Annotated in this window: 14 protein-coding genes; 9 read left to right on the top strand and 5 right to left on the bottom strand. The window is 62.2% G+C overall.

From position 1 onward, the window contains the following. Window positions 1-9 precede the first annotated feature (9 nt). Window positions 10-963, bottom strand: a complete 954-nt coding sequence (locus tag LL253_RS09855) for a crotonase/enoyl-CoA hydratase family protein (RefSeq protein ID WP_228222159.1) — start codon at window positions 961-963, stop codon at window positions 10-12. 460 nt (window positions 964-1423) lie between these two features. Between LL253_RS09855 and tgt the strand changes: the two genes are divergently transcribed. Then, window positions 1424-2554, top strand: coding sequence for a tRNA guanosine(34) transglycosylase Tgt (gene tgt / locus LL253_RS09850; RefSeq protein ID WP_228227070.1), 1131 nt, complete (start codon window positions 1424-1426; stop codon window positions 2552-2554). Window positions 2555-2557: 3 nt separating this feature from the next. Here the strand turns inward: tgt and LL253_RS09845 are convergent, their stop codons facing one another. Further along, window positions 2558-4138, bottom strand: a complete 1581-nt coding sequence (locus LL253_RS09845) for a sensor histidine kinase (protein ID WP_009822003.1) — start codon at window positions 4136-4138, stop codon at window positions 2558-2560. Between the two features lie 7 nt (window positions 4139-4145). Further along, window positions 4146-4370, bottom strand: coding sequence for a NepR family anti-sigma factor (locus LL253_RS09840; protein ID WP_228227069.1), 225 nt, complete (start codon window positions 4368-4370; stop codon window positions 4146-4148). A 280-nt stretch (window positions 4371-4650) separates the two neighbouring features. Here LL253_RS09840 and LL253_RS09835 point away from each other — a divergent pair, with 280 nt between their 5' ends. The 8 genes from LL253_RS09835 (at window position 4651) to LL253_RS09805 (ending at window position 13709) form a co-directional block, all read left to right on the top strand. After that, window positions 4651-5442 (top strand): response regulator, encoded by a 792-nt coding sequence (locus tag LL253_RS09835; protein ID WP_009822000.1) that lies wholly within the window; start codon window positions 4651-4653, stop codon window positions 5440-5442. 86 nt (window positions 5443-5528) lie between these two features. Next, window positions 5529-5660: a hypothetical protein gene (locus tag LL253_RS19780; protein WP_009821999.1), complete on the top strand. Its 132-nt coding sequence runs from the start codon at window positions 5529-5531 to the stop codon at window positions 5658-5660. A 56-nt stretch (window positions 5661-5716) separates the two neighbouring features. After that, on the top strand, window positions 5717-6412 hold the full coding sequence (locus LL253_RS09830; protein ID WP_009821998.1) for a sigma-70 family RNA polymerase sigma factor: 696 nt from the start codon (window positions 5717-5719) through the stop codon (window positions 6410-6412). A 61-nt stretch (window positions 6413-6473) separates the two neighbouring features. After that, window positions 6474-6713: a hypothetical protein gene (locus LL253_RS09825; protein ID WP_009821997.1), complete on the top strand. Its 240-nt coding sequence runs from the start codon at window positions 6474-6476 to the stop codon at window positions 6711-6713. A 151-nt stretch (window positions 6714-6864) separates the two neighbouring features. Continuing rightward, window positions 6865-8253 (top strand): TIGR03013 family XrtA/PEP-CTERM system glycosyltransferase, encoded by a 1389-nt coding sequence (locus LL253_RS09820; RefSeq protein WP_009821996.1) that lies wholly within the window; start codon window positions 6865-6867, stop codon window positions 8251-8253. A gap of 9 nt (window positions 8254-8262) precedes the next feature. After that, window positions 8263-10332 (top strand): XrtA/PEP-CTERM system histidine kinase PrsK, encoded by a 2070-nt coding sequence (gene prsK, locus LL253_RS09815; RefSeq protein WP_228227068.1) that lies wholly within the window; start codon window positions 8263-8265, stop codon window positions 10330-10332. After that, window positions 10332-11678, top strand: coding sequence for a PEP-CTERM-box response regulator transcription factor (gene prsR, locus LL253_RS09810; protein ID WP_228227067.1), 1347 nt, complete (start codon window positions 10332-10334; stop codon window positions 11676-11678). Before prsK ends, prsR begins: the two co-directional genes overlap by 1 nt. A 3-nt stretch (window positions 11679-11681) precedes the next feature. Further along, complete coding sequence (locus tag LL253_RS09805; protein ID WP_228227066.1) at window positions 11682-13709, top strand: tetratricopeptide repeat protein; 2028 nt, start codon at window positions 11682-11684, stop codon at window positions 13707-13709. 6 nt (window positions 13710-13715) lie between these two features. Here the strand turns inward: LL253_RS09805 and LL253_RS09800 are convergent, their stop codons facing one another. Then, entirely contained in the window at window positions 13716-14060 is a 345-nt protein-coding gene (locus LL253_RS09800; RefSeq protein WP_009821992.1) for a GntR family transcriptional regulator, read from the bottom strand. Between the two features lie 71 nt (window positions 14061-14131). Then, window positions 14132-14710: a nitroreductase family protein gene (locus LL253_RS09795; protein WP_228227143.1), complete on the bottom strand. Its 579-nt coding sequence runs from the start codon at window positions 14708-14710 to the stop codon at window positions 14132-14134. Window positions 14711-14824 lie beyond the last annotated feature (114 nt).

Below are 14824 nucleotides of genomic sequence, written 5' to 3'. Positions count from 1 at the left end.
CGGGTCAAATCAGCGCAGCTTCGTTTGCGCGGCCGCCAGGCGTCGCATCATGCGCAAATCGCGATCCGACAGGGACAGAGCGGTTTCGGTCCACATTTCCACGATGTCGGTCAATTCGGTCAGCGTCAGAGGATGGACGCGCCGCGCGGCCTTGTTGATGCCGACATAACCGGGATGATGCGCCCGATGATCGCGGATCCACTGGATTGTTGCTGCTTCACCTTCTCCGGTTTCCACAACCTGATTGACGATGCCCATGTCGAACATTTCATCAGCGGTGTAGATGCGACCTTCCGACAGCATCTGACGCGCCAGAACAGGGCCGACCCGGCGCTGCAAAATGGACCAGGCGCCCATGCCGGGGAAGAGGCCGAACAATACCTCCGGCAGGCCGAAGCGTGCCTGCCGCTCGGCGATGATGACGTCGAAACACAGCAGCGCCTCAAGCCCGCCGCCCAGTGCGTCGCCCTGGGCCAAGCCGATATTGATGATGTTCATATCGTTGCAATGCCAGATACGATCGACGATCTCACAACAGGCGACGCCATATTTCAGCAGCGTTTCGCGATCGCGCCGCTGGATGCATTCGGCAAACATTTCCAGATCGCCGCCCAGATTGAACACGCCGGGAAAGCGTGACCCCAGCACCATGAATTTGAGCGGGCCATTGTCGCCGAAGACGCGACGGCTTTCCCTTTGCCAGGCCATGGTGTCACGCATCAGGCCGAGATTCGAATTGGGCCTTTCGAGCGGCGTCATGAAGGCCCACAAGGTGGCCAGGTCTTCATCCCAGCGAACGTCGATCTGCCCCAGGTCGAATAAGGTCGATTGGCTGAATGCCTGCGAAAGTCCCCATTCCGTACCGGCATTTGCCGCATCGGTGAGGCTGTGGTCCTCCATCGGATCGTCGTTCACGGCTTCTGTCTCGTTGTGTGTCACAACAAAGCGTCCCGAATCAATCATTTGCGGCCCCACTTTTATGATGATGATAGGATCAGGTTCGCCGCAATGATGCCGTCAGCAGCATCATGATTGATAGAGGTTTAACCATTTTTGTTGGCAGGTGTTGCCTCCTTGCCGCCCAAAATCCTCGTGTCCTAAAAGACATGTTGCAAAAATGTCGCGTCAGTCGGTGGCTCTCCCCTTCGCCGTCTGCAAGGAGGGCTTTGTTAATCTTTGACATTTACCATTTGCGCATGGCGAGACAGTCCGACCCTTCCCAATGTGTGACATTGGCTCTCCAAGATTCGCAGGGCCGTTCCTGGCCCTTGCGATTATCGCGCGACTGTCTGCGCTTCGTCGGTGCCTATCGGCGGGTCGAAGGGTTCAACATCGACGCGATGCTGCTCTTTGACGGGGTCCGCAAGGCCGGGTGATCCGCGCTATCCTTGTGCGCCGATCCATTCGATCCTAGAGCGCGCGCATGACGAAGCCCCGATTTTCCTTTTCCATTTCCGCCACTGATGCCAAGGCCCGCACCGGTACGATCCAGATGCGGCGCGGCGACATTCGCACGCCCGCCTTCATGCCGGTCGGCACTGCCGCCACGGTGAAGGCGATGCGACCGGCCGAGGTCCGCGCGGCCGGCGCCGACATCCTATTGGGAAACACCTATCATCTCATGCTGCGGCCGGGCGCTGAACGCATGGCGCGACTGGGCGGCCTGCATGGTTTCATGGGGTGGGACCGGCCGATCCTGACGGACAGCGGCGGCTATCAGGTAATGAGCCTGTCGGCGCTTACCAAGATGAGCGAGGACGGTGTCGCTTTTTCCAGCCATATCGACGGGTCGAAGCACATGTTGACGCCCGAACGCTCGATGGACATTCAGCGCCTGCTCGACAGCGACATCGTTATGGCCTTTGACGAATGCACGAAAAATGGATGCACCCATGACGAGGCGGCGCAGTCGATGGAGCGTTCGATGCGCTGGGCCAAGCGGTCGCGCGATCAATTTGATGCTGGCGGCGACCATGCGGAGCGCGCGGCGCTGTTCGGCATCCAGCAAGGGTCGCTGAATGAGGCGCTGAGACGGGTTTCGGCCGACAAGCTGGTCGACATCGGCTTCGATGGTTACGCTGTCGGCGGTCTGGCGGTCGGGGAGGGGCAGGAAGCGATGTTTGCCACCCTGGATTTCGCGCCGGATATGCTTCCTGTCGATAAACCGCGCTATCTCATGGGGGTCGGCAAGCCGGACGACATTGTCGGGGCGGTCGAGCGGGGCATCGATATGTTCGATTGCGTCCTGCCCACGCGATCGGGACGCAATGGGCAGGCTTTCACCTGGGGCGGGCCGCTCAATATCCGAAACGCGAAATTCAACGAGGATATGGGGCCGCTCGATCCGCGCTGCGGCTGCCCCGTCTGTGCGACCTGGAGCCGCGCCTATCTGCATCATCTGGTCAAGACCGGCGAAATGCTGGGCGCCATGCTGATGACGCAGCACAATATCCATTTTTATCAGGAATTGATGCAAGGGATCCGCGAAGCCATCGCGGCTGGCCGTTTCGCGGCCTTTGCTGCCCAGTTCAGGCGCGATTATCAGCGGGTGTAACTGTCAGGGAACGATGGTGATCGCGATGGTGAACCGGCCGGCGTCCCCGTCATGATCAAGCGGCTGGCGAAGTTGGCGTGACAGGCCGGTCAGGACCCGGCCATAGCGTTCGTTCATATAGGCCTTCATGTCCGGCGTATCGTGAAGACCCGAGGACAGGACGGTCACCAGCGCCCGATCATCGCCTTGGGCCTTGACCGATATGCGCATCCGGCCCGCCGGATCGAGCCGCATCGCCAATTCTACCAGTTCGGTCACCAGAAAGGCGATCGGCACGGCGACATCCTGGCTGATATGCAGATCGTCGCTGTCAATCTGAATGCCGAAGCGGCGTGCTGCAACGGGTGCCGTGCTTCTCAGACTGGCTGACAATTCGCTGATCAGCGCGCGCACGCCGACGCCGCGATTTTCCTCCAGTTCCGCAAAATGATTGCGATGCACGACAGACAGCGCGTCGACGCGCCGCTGGATCGAGGCATAGGCCTCCACGGCTTCTGGCTCATGGGCGGAGCGGGCATGCAGGTTGATGAGGCTGGCGATGATCTGTAGGTTGTTCTTGACGCGATGATGGACTTCGCGGGTCAGTTTGCGCTGTGTGTCCAGTCCTTCGGCCAGTTCGGCCTCATGCGTGGCGACATCTTCGCTGATTTCGCGGAAGGTTTCGCCCAGTGCAATGATTTCCCGCGCCGGCGTGCGCACCCTTTGCATCGGCTCCAACACTTCGCCGGGATGGTAGGCGGCTACGGCGCGACGCAAGAGCACGAGGGGCCGGATGAGCAGGCGGTTGACCACGAACCACCCGATCGCGGCAGCGGCGAACCACATGACCAGCGGGAGGAAGAGAGACAGGGTGCGCGCCAATGTTTCTGGCGGATCGCGCACCGTCATCGTCAGCACGATATTGGGCGGTTCCAGCGGGGCTGAAAGGCTGGTGATGCCATCCCCTGCGGCAAGGGGCGGCTGCGATTGTGTGAGGTCAAGCCGGCGATGCCCTTCGTAGAGCGTCAGCCGCCGATTCTGAAGCGCGGTCGCCGGGTCAGCCGCCCGTTCAAGATGCGCCCTGGAATAATAGATGAACCCGACGAGCGCCCCGTTGTTGCTGCGGACGCGCACCAGGAGATAGGGGGCTTTATCGAGCAATTGCGCCGCGGGACCAGTGAAGCGTTCGGCCGGGTCGAGGATTGGCACTTGCGCGGGGTCCGACGCGCACAGGCGTCGGCCAGCGCGATCATAGACGGCATATCGTCCGCCTTCCCGGTCATTGGACGCCAAAAACAGTTGCAGGCGCGCGCAGATGCCGGTGTCGGATGGGGTCGTTGACAGATTGTTGACGGTCAGTTGCAGCGCCGTGCGGTCGGATTCCAGATCGGCTGTGAGTTTCCGCGCACTCTGGCTCACGGCCACGCGGAGCAATGCCTCTTTTTCCAGATCGGCGGTTTGAATGGCCTGGAGCGACGCGACAAGGGCGATCAGGCCGAGCGGCAGGAGCGCCAGGGTCAAGATCAGGAACATCTTGACGCCGGTCGAGCCGAAAAATGATGCGGTCAGCGATTGGGCTGCCGGAGGATGGCTGCCCCCGCTCATGACGAACTCAGTCCAGCTTGCTTAGAAGATCCAGCATTTCCGCGGGAATGTCCTCGTCAACGGCCCGCTGATAGACGGTGCGAAGCGCCTGCGAGACCTGGCCTTCCTCCTTGCGGCTGCTGCCGCCGCGCTTTTGCGCAAGAGAGGATTCCTGGTCACGTCCCGTTTTCGTCGGCTGCTTTTCCGTTGTCGAAGAAACCAAAATCTGCCCCTCTGAAGCAATCTGTGTCACGCCAGCCTGCCCGTATTTGCGGGAATTGCGCGGATCGTCAATTCATCGTTCCGCGTCGTCCGGTTGAAAATCACGATATCGTCAAAAAATCCATATGGCAGCGAAACAAATTGCAAACTCGATGGTTCCGGCCTTCGAGGCGTTTTTTTGACGCTGCCGGTTCGGGCGGGACGAAGTGGGGCGGGCTTGCCAATGCGGCATGGACATTCCATTCTTCTTGTTCCCGCCATGATGGGCCGGGATACACGATGCCTTTGATCGGGCAGGGAGAAGACTATACATGTCGCTTGGACAGAAACTGCACCCTCATCTTCCGTTTCTGCGGCGCTACGCCCGCGCTTTGACGGGCAGCCAGACGCATGGCGACGCCTATGTGCGCGCTACCCTCGAAGCGATCGTCGCCGCTCCTGAAGAATTCCCCGCCGACGTGGATCCCCGACTTGGGCTTTACCGCACCTTTCATGCCATCTGGTCGTCCTCCCATCTGGAAGACGAACCGACCGGCGGCGGCGATGATCGTGAGGCGATCGCGCAGGCGCGTCTGGCACGGCTGACCCCCTTGCCGCGGCAGGCGCTGCTGCTGACGGCGCTTGAAGGGTTTACCGTCGATGATGTCGCCTATCTGATCGCGATGGACCCCGCCGACGTCGAGGCGCTGGTGGAAGAGGCGCTGGCGGAGATTGAGGCCCAAACGCGCGCGAAGGTGCTGATCATCGAGGATGAGCCGATCATCGCCATGGATATCGAGACGATCGTGCGTGACCTTGGTCATGATGTCACGGCCATAGCGGTAACGCGCGAGGATGCCGTGCGCGAAGCCATGGCGGAACGGCCGGGCCTGGTGCTTGCCGACATTCAATTGGCAGACGATTCGAGCGGCATCGACGCTGTGAAGGATATTCTGTCGGAAATCTCGGTCCCGGTCATCTTCATCACCGCATTCCCCGAGCGGCTGCTGACTGGTGAACGGCCCGAGCCGACTTTCCTTATCACCAAGCCTTTCCAGCGCTCTACGGTCAAAGCTGCGATTTCGCAGGCGCTGTTCTTCGATCAGGCCACAGCCCCGGCCTGATGGGGTAGGCCGCTTATCTGTTTGCCCTTCAACGGAACTCCCCGCCGTACCTCGCGTTAGTGAAGCGTAACGATCGGGAGAGAGACATGGTGGATCAGGAAAAGCATGTCGCCACAGACGAAGCGCGCGGGGGTTCTACCGAGCATACCGTGCGTTACGTGCTGGGTGCATCGCTCGCCCTCGCCGTGATCGTCATGATCATTCTGCTGTTGCTGTGATTATCAGCAATCAGGATTTGTCTTAAGGGACATAAGAGTTAGGATATGGGCGCAGTATGGCTTTGACGATGTCGGCTCAGACGACAGGAGTGGCGGCCAGCAAGGGGGTCGTTCTCGTGAATGAAGAAATCGTTGCGTCGGAAGAGCGCGCTCCATTGTCGGATAGTGATTTCAAGCGCGAGCTGGCGGCCGTTATTCCGCATCTGCGCGCCTTTGGCAGGTCTCTTTCGGGCAATCGCGACGTTGCCGATGACCTTGTCCAGGAAACCCTACTCAAGGCATGGGCGGCCCGCGCCCGGTTCCAGGCAGGGACGAACATGCGCGCCTGGACCTTCATCATTCTGCGGAACCATTATCTTTCGCAAATGCGCCGGTCCCGCTTTCGCGGGGATTGGGACGATCTGACGGCCGACCGGATTTTGGCGGCGCCCGCAGGGCAGGATAAGCATGTCGAACTGAGCGATATGCAGCGCGCTCTGTTGCAATTGCCCCAGCCGCAGCGCGAAGCGCTGATCTTGGTGGGTGCGGGCGGCTTTGCCTATGAAGAGGCGGCCGAGATTTGCGGCGTTGCAGTCGGAACGATCAAGAGCCGTGTCGCGCGCGGGCGCGCCGCTCTGGAACAGATATTGGAAAATGGCGATCTGCCTTCCCGGCGCAGTCAGGAAACGACCGAAACGGCTGTGCTCGATGAGATCATGGACGACGTCGATCGGCTGAGCCGCGGTGGCGAACTCCGCAATTCTGGCAGTTGATCGGGAACACGGCTCGAATATTTTACCCCGTCGTCCCGGTCTCTTGAGGAGGAGAGCTGTGATGGACGATCCGGAACCGCCCAAACCCCCACGACAACCGCACCCCAATAGTGGCGTGGTGTTGGGTCTGGTTGCCCTGGCCCTGGTGCTGGCTGTAGGCTTTTTTTATCTGACCAACGATGATCGGCGGGATCGCCGCGCGGACGCTGTTACACAGGCAGCGGCCTCGGCGGACGAAGCGGTACAGGCGATGGGCGATGCCGCGCAAAATGCCGCCGATGACCTGAACCGTACGCGCTGAAAGAACAAAACTGCGCTAAAAGCGATCCGATTCAGTCTTTTTTCGTGATTTTGGTCCAAGCCTCTTCCAAGCGTCGGATTTTCTTACAGAGGGTGTAAGGAGCATCCGACGGGCCAAGCCGCTAGTGGCGATGGCTGGGTGAGGCACAACGATGATCAGGCTGTTCAAACATTATGTACCGCATGCGGTACTTCTGCTGGGGCTGCTGGATTTCCTGCTGCTGATCGCTGCGGCCGAAGCTGGCTGGGTATTGCGTGCGCATCAGATTGGCATGGATGTAGAGCCTATGGCCTCGCGCCTGGCACCACTCCTGAGCTTCGCCTTTTCCATTCAGACCGCGATGATCGCTGTAGGGGTCTATGGCCCTGAATCGCTCCAGTCGATCCGATTTGCATTGGCCCGGCTGCTCGTGGCTGTATCGCTGGGCGTCATTTTCCTGTCCGTTCTCTATTTTCTGCTGCCATCCATCACCCTGTGGCGGTCCAATTCGCTTTACGCGATGGGGCTGGCGGTTGCGGTGCTGCTGCTGATCCGTCTGCTGCTGGGGTCGATGCTGGGCGGTGAAGCATTCAAGCGACGGCTGGTGGTGCTGGGGGCAGGCAATCGCGCCAATCGCATCCGTGAGCTGGAACGCCGCCGCGGATCGGGATTTTTGGTGGTCGGCTATATCGCCATGAATGATGGCGAGCAGGTAATTGCCGAAGCCATTAACCGCGACGCCGTCTATAATCTGGCCGATTTCGTCGTGCGCCTGAATGCCAGCGAGGTCGTGCTTGCCCTGGAAGAACGGCGGAACGCCATTCCGATGACGGACCTGCTGCGCATCAAGACGACGGGCGTCCATGTCAACGACCTGTCGAGCTTCCTGGAGCGGGAAACCGGCCGCGTCGACCTTGCCAGCGTCAATCCCAGTTGGCTGATCTTTTCGGATGGATTTTCGGCCGGGCGCCGACTGTCCAGCATCGCCAAGCGCATTTTCGACATCGTGGCCAGCTTGATCCTGTTGATCCTGACCGGACCGATCATCCTGCTGGGCGCGCTGTTGGTGAAGCTGGATAGCAAGGGGCCGGCCTTTTATCGTCAGCAACGCGTCGGCCTCTATGGCCAGGAATTCTGGATCGTGAAGCTGCGCACCATGCGGCAGGACGCCGAAGTGGCGGGGCAGGCGGTCTGGGCGGAAAAGGACGATCCTCGCATTACCCGCCTTGGTTACTGGCTGCGAAAATTGCGCATCGATGAACTGCCGCAGACCTGGACTGTGCTGAAGGGAGAGATGAGCTTCGTTGGTCCGCGCCCGGAACGCCGCCAGTTCGTCGAGGATCTGGAGCAGCATCTGCGCTATTATGCCGAACGGCATATGGTGAAGCCGGGCATTACTGGCTGGGCGCAGATCAACTATCCTTATGGCGCATCGATCGAAGACTCCCGGCACAAGCTGGAATATGATCTTTATTATGCCAAGAATTACACGCCCTTCCTGGACCTTTTGATCCTGTTACAGACGGTGCGCGTCGTGCTTTGGCCCGACGGCGCGCGCTGACGTTCGGTCATGTCGGTCCTGCTGCAAATCATCGGGGACTGGGGCCATGCCTTGGCGGCCATGTTGTTTGCCGCGCTCGGCATCTTCCTCCTCAGGCGCCGCGATAGTGCGGCGGAAATCAGAAGCCTGGCCGCCGCCCTGCTGCTGACGTCGGGCTGGGCGCTCTATATTTCGTTCGGTAGCGTTGCAAAGCCCCTCTCTGGCCTGGGCGAGAATATCCGCAACGCCGGCTGGTTGCTCGTAATGTTCGTCCTCTTGCGGCGGGCCTGGGCGGGCCGGCAGGGCCCAAAGGGCGGTGTCGTTGCCGTCTATGTCGCAGTTGCCGGCTTGATCCTGCTCCAGACCTTTACCGATTTGTCCTGGCGTCAATTTGCGCTTTCCGGCGACGTTCAGGACGCGTTGATCGCCACCACCCTGGTGCTGCGCATGATGACGGCGATCGGCAGTCTGCTGTTGCTGCACCAGTTATACAGCGTTTGCCCGGTCGAGGATCGCGGAGGCATGGGCCTGTTGCTCGGCGCTTTGGCGGCGATGTGGGGCTATGATTTCGCCCTGTACCTGATTGGCTATGTCGCGCCGCAGCGCGCGGACGCGCTGTTTGCACTACGCGGATTGCTCATGGCGGTGGTGGCGTCCGTCATCGCGATCGGCCTGCGCAAGGATCTGAGCGGACGGGTGCAGGTGTCGCGCACCCTGACGATGCAGTCCGTGTCGGTTTTCGCCATCGGTCTCTATGTCGTGCTGATCATGGCCGTCGCCGTTCTAATCGAGATGATCGCCGGCCCCTATGCGCGCCTTGTCGAAATCGGCGCGGTATTCTTCGCGGCGGTTTCGGCGCTAGTGCTTTTACCCTCGCCGCGGCTCCAGGCCTTTTGGCACATTCAGGTCGCCAAGCATTTTTTCCAGCATCGCTATGATTATCGCATGGAATGGATGCGCTTTGGCGAGACTATCGGCCGACCGGGCGAAGCCTCCGCGCCGCTTGGCCAGCGCGTCGCTAAAGCGGTTGCCGACATCACCCAGTCGCCTGCTGCGATTTTGCTGCTGCGCGATGAAGGAGGCGGTCTGAACTTCGAAACGCAGTGGAACTGGCCGGATGATGGCGCGGATATCGCCGCCATTCCCACGGACATGGTTCTGCGGCTGGAGCAGGGGCACATCATCGATCTTGGCAGCGTGGACAAGCGGGCGGCGCCCTCACAATGGTTGGCGCAGGATCGCCATGTCTGGGCCGTGGCGCCTCTTATTCATTATGGCCGCCTGATCGGGGCCATTGCGCTGGCCCGTCCTCCGGTTGACAGGAGGGTCGATTGGGAAGATTTCGACATGCTGCGCGCGGCCGGCAGGCAAGCCGCCAGCCATATCAGCGAAGCGCAGGGACAGCAGGCGCTGGCCGACGCCCAGCGCTTCGATGAATTCAACCGCCGCTTCGCCTTCATCCTGCATGACGTCAAAAATCTGGTCAGCCAGTTGTCGCTGTTGACGCATAATGCGGAGCGCCATGCAGATAATCCTGATTTTCGGGCCGACATGATTTTGACCCTGAAGGAATCGGTGGGTCGGATGAACGACATGCTGGCTCGGCTATCGCAGCATAATAAGGCGGCAGCTCAGGAACCGCGGGCCATCGGGTTGCAACCCCTGCTTGCCCGTGTGGCCCAGACGCGCGCGCGCCAGCATGCGGTCCGGGTCGAGGGGGATGCTCCTGCCGTCATGGCCGACCCTGCGCGTGTCGAACAGATCATCATGCATCTGGTCCAGAACGCCATCGACGCCAGCCCGCCGGATCGGCCGGTTGTCATCCGCCTCGGGCGCGAGGACGGGATGGCGATGGTGGAAGTCATCGACCAGGGACGCGGGATGAGCCCCGAATTCGTCCGGCGCGACTTGTTCAAGCCCTTTGCGTCCAACAAGGCCGGCGGGTTCGGTCTGGGCGCGTTTGAGGCGCGTGCATTGGCGCAATCCATGGGTGGGCGGGTGATGGTGGAGAGCAAGCCGGGCCTTGGCAGCCGGTTCACCCTCTTCCTGCCGCTGGCGTCGGCAAGCGTCTTGCCGGCGCAGGGCGAGCAGGCGGCCTGATGAGCGACACCCGGCCCAAATTGCTGATCGTGGAGGATGATCCCGGCCTGCAACGGCAGCTGCGTTGGGCCTATGACGCCTATCGCGTGTTCATTGCCGGCGATCGGGAAGAAGCGATCGACATGCTGCGCGCCGAAGCGCCCGATGTCGTGACGCTGGACCTGGGATTGCCGCCTGACCCTGACGGCACCAGCGAAGGATTTGCGACGCTGGCCGACATGCTGCGCATCAAGCCGGATACCAAGATCATCGTCGCATCCGGCCATGGCGAACGGGAAAGCGCGCTGGAAGCGATCGCGGGCAGTGCCTATGATTTCTATCAGAAGCCGGTCGACATCCATGAACTGGGGCTGATCGTGCGCCGGGCCTTTCACGTCCAGGCGCTGGAACGCGACAATGCGCGTTTGGTGGAGGCAGCGCCCCGGGACAAGCAGGTGCTGGGCCGGGTCATCACGGCGGCACCGGAAATGACCAAGGTCGCGCGGACGATAGAGCGGGTCGCCCCGACCGATGTCTTTGTCCTCCTGGCTGGGGGGAGTGGAACCGGCAAGGGGATGCTGGCGGAGGCGCTGCATGATGCCAGCCAGCGACGGGACGGCCCGTTCGTCACCGTCAATTGCGCGGCGCTGTCCTCCGCGATGCTGGAGGCGGAATTGTTTGGTCGTGATCCGGGGGACGCGTCTGATGCGGGCGGCAGGATCAATGCGGCGCGAGGCGGCACGTTGTTCCTCGACGAGGTCGCCGACATGGACCTTTCGCTCCAGGCGCAATTGCTGCTGTTCCTGAAGCAGAGGGGCAACGCCGATGGAAAAGCCGTGAATGGAGCCGATACACGGATCCTGTGCGCCAGCCATCGCGACCTTGGCGCCATGACGGCCGCCGGGACGTTCCGGGAAGACCTCTACTATCGTCTCGCAGAGGTCGTGGTGCGCATACCTGCGCTCAAGGACCGGCCGGGCGATCCCGCTCTTTTGGCGCGCCATTTTCTCAATCGCTTGGCCGACGACCTCAATCCGCAGGTCAAGGGGCTGGCGCCCGATGCGCTGGCTGCGCTGGACGCTTGGTCCTGGCCGGGCAATGTGCGCGAACTGGAAAACAGAGTGAAGCGCGCGATGATCTTGGCCGAAGGCAAATTGATCACGGCTGCTGATCTCGATCTGGACCCGGAGGCCGGAGGGGGCGCGGATATCATCAATCTGAAGCTGGCGCGCGAAATGGCGGACCGGCGCGCGATCCGCCATGCGATGGCGCGCACGGACGGCAATATATCGGGTGCGGCGCGAATGTTGGGGATCAGCCGGCCGACACTTTATGACTTGCTCAAACATTATCACATGCAGGGCTGACCGATGCGCCGTTCTCGTCTTTTCCTGATCGTCGGGCTGATCGCCGCCGCCATGGCCCTGGCTGGACTGTGGCAATGGCGCGCGCATGAAAAGGACGGCAGCGCCGCCCTGGCGCGCGGCCTGTCTGCGCTCGATCGGGATGATGTGCGCACAGCGCGGGTCGAACTGATGAACGCCATCAAGGGAAATCCGCGCTCCGCCATTGCTCGCGCGGCGCAAGCGTGGGCGCTGGCCGAACTGGGCGACGGGGCCGGCGCGCAGGCGGAGGTCGAGCGCGCCCGGTCGCTTGGTCAGGCGCCGGCCGCCACGCGCGCCGTGATGGCGCAGGCGCTGTTTCTCCAGGGCGATTTTGCAGGCGCTCTTGTCGAAGCGCGCGCGGCCGATCTGCCCGAAGACCAGGCCCTTGCCGCCGCGCATGTCGTCGCCCGCGCCACGCTGGCGCTGGGAGATGTGCGCGCAGCCGGGAGGGCCCTGGAGCAAGCGCTGGCGATGGACGCTCGCGATTCCGAAACCTGGGTGGAGGTGGGGCGCCTGCGCATGGCGACCGGCGATCAGGCCGGGGCTATTGCCGCGGCCGACAAGGCGGTGGCCCTGAATGCCAAAAGCGCGCCTGCGCTGGGCCTGCGTGCTGAACTTACCCGGACGCAATATGGCTTGGTCGCCGCGCTTCCCTGGTTTGATCGCGCGATGTCGGTCGACCCCGATTCCGTACCGGTGCTTGAGCAATATGCCGCCACGCTCGCCGATGCGGGCCAGGCGTCGCGCATGCTGGCGATGACGCGCCGCCTCCTGGCGCTCGATCCGGGCAATGCCCGCGCCTGGATGATGCAGGCGGTCATGGCCGCGCGCGCCGGTCAGGACGACCTGGCGCGCAAATTGCTGGAACGCACGGGCGGGCGGCTGGACGGGGAAGCCGCGACCCAGTTGTTGCGCGGGGTCTTGCATCTTCAGGACGGCAATCCTTTGCTGGCGGTGCAGACATTGGCGCCTCTGGTCGACGCCCAACCCTGGAACCGGCCCGCGCGCACATTGCTGGCGCGGGCCTATGCGGACAATGGCGACCAGATGTCGGCCGCCGCGACGCTGGCGCCGATGGTCGAGCAGCAAGATGCCGACCCCTATGTCCTGACCCTTGCCGCCCGTGTTCAGGAAGCGCTCGGCGACCGCGCGATGGCCGACGATATGCTGGCGCGGGCGGCCTGGCCTGTGCGGCCTGCGGCTTCGGTCTTCGCGACGGCTTTGTCGAACGGCGCTCCGCCTGCCGACCCCGGCACCGCGCGCGACAATATCCCTTATATACGCGCGCTCCTGACCATGGGACGCAAGGAGGAAGCGCTGGACCGGGCGCGATTGTTGAACCGGGCCAACCCCGGCGCGCCGGCGGCCTGGCTGATTTTGGGCGACCTGTTGCAGGCGAACGGACAGGGACAAGCGGCGGTGCGCGCTTATGAGGCCGGGGCCAATATCCGCTTCGATCGCGATGCGGCCCTTCGTCTGGTCAGTGCCCTGCAAGCGACCGGCAATGGACCGCGCGCGGAACAGGTGGCCCAGCTTTTCCTGCGCCAGCACCCGATGGATCGCGATATGCTTCGAGTGGCGGCTGGCTATGCCGTTGGACGGCAGGACTGGCGCGGCGCGGAGCGGCTGCTTCAGGCGCTACGCGCGCAGATTGGCGACAATGACGCGCTGCTGATGACGGATCTGGCGCGCGTCTCGTTGGAACAGCGAAAGGAAAGCGCCGCCTTGGCTTATGCCCGACATGGCTATGCGCTGATGCCGGGAAATCCAGCGACGGCGGACATGCTGGGCTGGGTGTTGCTGCGCACCGATGCCAAGGGGCCAGCGGCCGTCGATCTGCTGGAAAAGGCGGTGGCGCTCGCGCCCTCTGTACCGGCGCTGCAAATGCATCTGGGGCAGGCCTATGCAGCGGCGGGGCGCAAGGGGGACGCGAGACTGGCGCTCAACCGCGCTGCATCCGTCCGTGATTTCGGCAATCGGCAGGAGGCGCTGGAGGCGCTCAAAGCCCTGTAATATCGATCAGACCTGCGCCAGATCCATATCTTCGATGCGAAGGCCCAGGCGGCGCATCTGGGCAGCGACCGGCGGCCATATCGTCTCCAGAAACCGTTCCCGCTCCGCTTCGCGCAGGCGGCGCGTGGCCCCGGCGGCGACGAACATGCCGACACCACGCTTCACCACGACCAGCCCATCATCCTGAAAACTTTGATAGGCCTTGGCGACAGTGAGCGGATTTGCACCCTGCGCCGCGGCAAAGGCACGAACCGATGGCAGCAAATCTCCGTCGGAAAATTCTCCATCCAATATGGACGCAGCGATGATCTCGCGAAGGCGGAGATAGACGGGCTTTGAGTCTTCGGCCATACTGCTTCACTGCCATAATACAGCTAATGGGGTCAAGTCAGAGACGATTTCCGGATCGTAAAGATTTGTAATTATCGGTCCCAGACCGATACGATAGCGTTATATTCTGGCCGAGGTCGCTCCTCCAGCGGTTTGGCGGGCGTGCCTATGAACACGAATCCGGCGATTGCTTCACCATCGCGTCCAAACGCATTGCGCACATCGTCGTTGAAACTGGGCCAACCGGTCAGCCATCCGCCCGCATAGCCCAGCGCATGGGTGGCATGGAGCAGGTTCATGATCGCCGCCCCCGCCGACAATTGCTGCTCCCAGACGGGAATCTTGCTGCCCGGCACAGGTGAGGACAGGGCGACCACCAGCGTGGGCGCCTGATGCGCAAACTGGTGCATGGACTCGATTTCGATACGGCCAGCGTCAGGCTTTTCGGCGCGATAGGCGCGTTCCAGAAGGTCCGCCAGCGCGCCGCGCTTGTCCTGCGGCACGATGACGAAACGCCAGGGGGCAAGCTTGCCATGATCGGGCGTGCGCAGCGCCACCTCCAATATCTGCCGCAGTTCCGCGTCATTTGGCCCCGGCGCAGCCAAGTCGCGCGGTTTGCCAGACCGGCGGGTCTGGAGCAGGGAAAGTGGCGTGGAACGGTCGTTGAACATCGGGCCATCCTTCATGCGGTTGTAATATTGTTCTTCACTCACGCAATTCTGCTGCTAGTCTCGCGCGAGCGAAGCGGGGAGGCGGACCTCCCCTAGAAGATCGGGGAGCACCGC

Source organism: Sphingobium soli, from assembly GCF_020782245.1.
GTDB classification, from domain to species: domain Bacteria; phylum Pseudomonadota; class Alphaproteobacteria; order Sphingomonadales; family Sphingomonadaceae; genus Sphingobium; species Sphingobium soli.
This window is presented reverse-complemented; position numbering and strand designations above follow the sequence as displayed.

Bases quoted from the DNA above. Each gene is read 5' to 3' on its own strand.
- LL253_RS09825 (WP_009821997.1), top strand. From the start codon at position 6,474: ATGGACGATCCGGAACCGCCCAAACCCCCACGACAACCGCACCCCAAT.
- LL253_RS09835 (WP_009822000.1), top strand. From the start codon at position 4,651: ATGTCGCTTGGACAGAAACTGCACCCTCATCTTCCGTTTCTGCGGCGC.
- LL253_RS09805 (WP_228227066.1), top strand. From the start codon at position 11,682: ATGCGCCGTTCTCGTCTTTTCCTGATCGTCGGGCTGATCGCCGCCGCC.
- LL253_RS09845 (WP_009822003.1), bottom strand. From the start codon at position 4,138: ATGAGCGGGGGCAGCCATCCTCCGGCAGCCCAATCGCTGACCGCATCA.
- LL253_RS09855 (WP_228222159.1), bottom strand. From the start codon at position 963: ATGATTGATTCGGGACGCTTTGTTGTGACACACAACGAGACAGAAGCC.
- prsR (WP_228227067.1), top strand. From the start codon at position 10,332: ATGAGCGACACCCGGCCCAAATTGCTGATCGTGGAGGATGATCCCGGC.
- tgt (WP_228227070.1), top strand. From the start codon at position 1,424: ATGACGAAGCCCCGATTTTCCTTTTCCATTTCCGCCACTGATGCCAAG.
- LL253_RS09830 (WP_009821998.1), top strand. From the start codon at position 5,717: ATGGCTTTGACGATGTCGGCTCAGACGACAGGAGTGGCGGCCAGCAAG.
- LL253_RS09820 (WP_009821996.1), top strand. From the start codon at position 6,865: ATGATCAGGCTGTTCAAACATTATGTACCGCATGCGGTACTTCTGCTG.
- prsK (WP_228227068.1), top strand. From the start codon at position 8,263: ATGTCGGTCCTGCTGCAAATCATCGGGGACTGGGGCCATGCCTTGGCG.
- LL253_RS19780 (WP_009821999.1), top strand. From the start codon at position 5,529: ATGGTGGATCAGGAAAAGCATGTCGCCACAGACGAAGCGCGCGGGGGT.
- LL253_RS09795 (WP_228227143.1), bottom strand. From the start codon at position 14,710: ATGTTCAACGACCGTTCCACGCCACTTTCCCTGCTCCAGACCCGCCGG.
- LL253_RS09800 (WP_009821992.1), bottom strand. From the start codon at position 14,060: ATGGCCGAAGACTCAAAGCCCGTCTATCTCCGCCTTCGCGAGATCATC.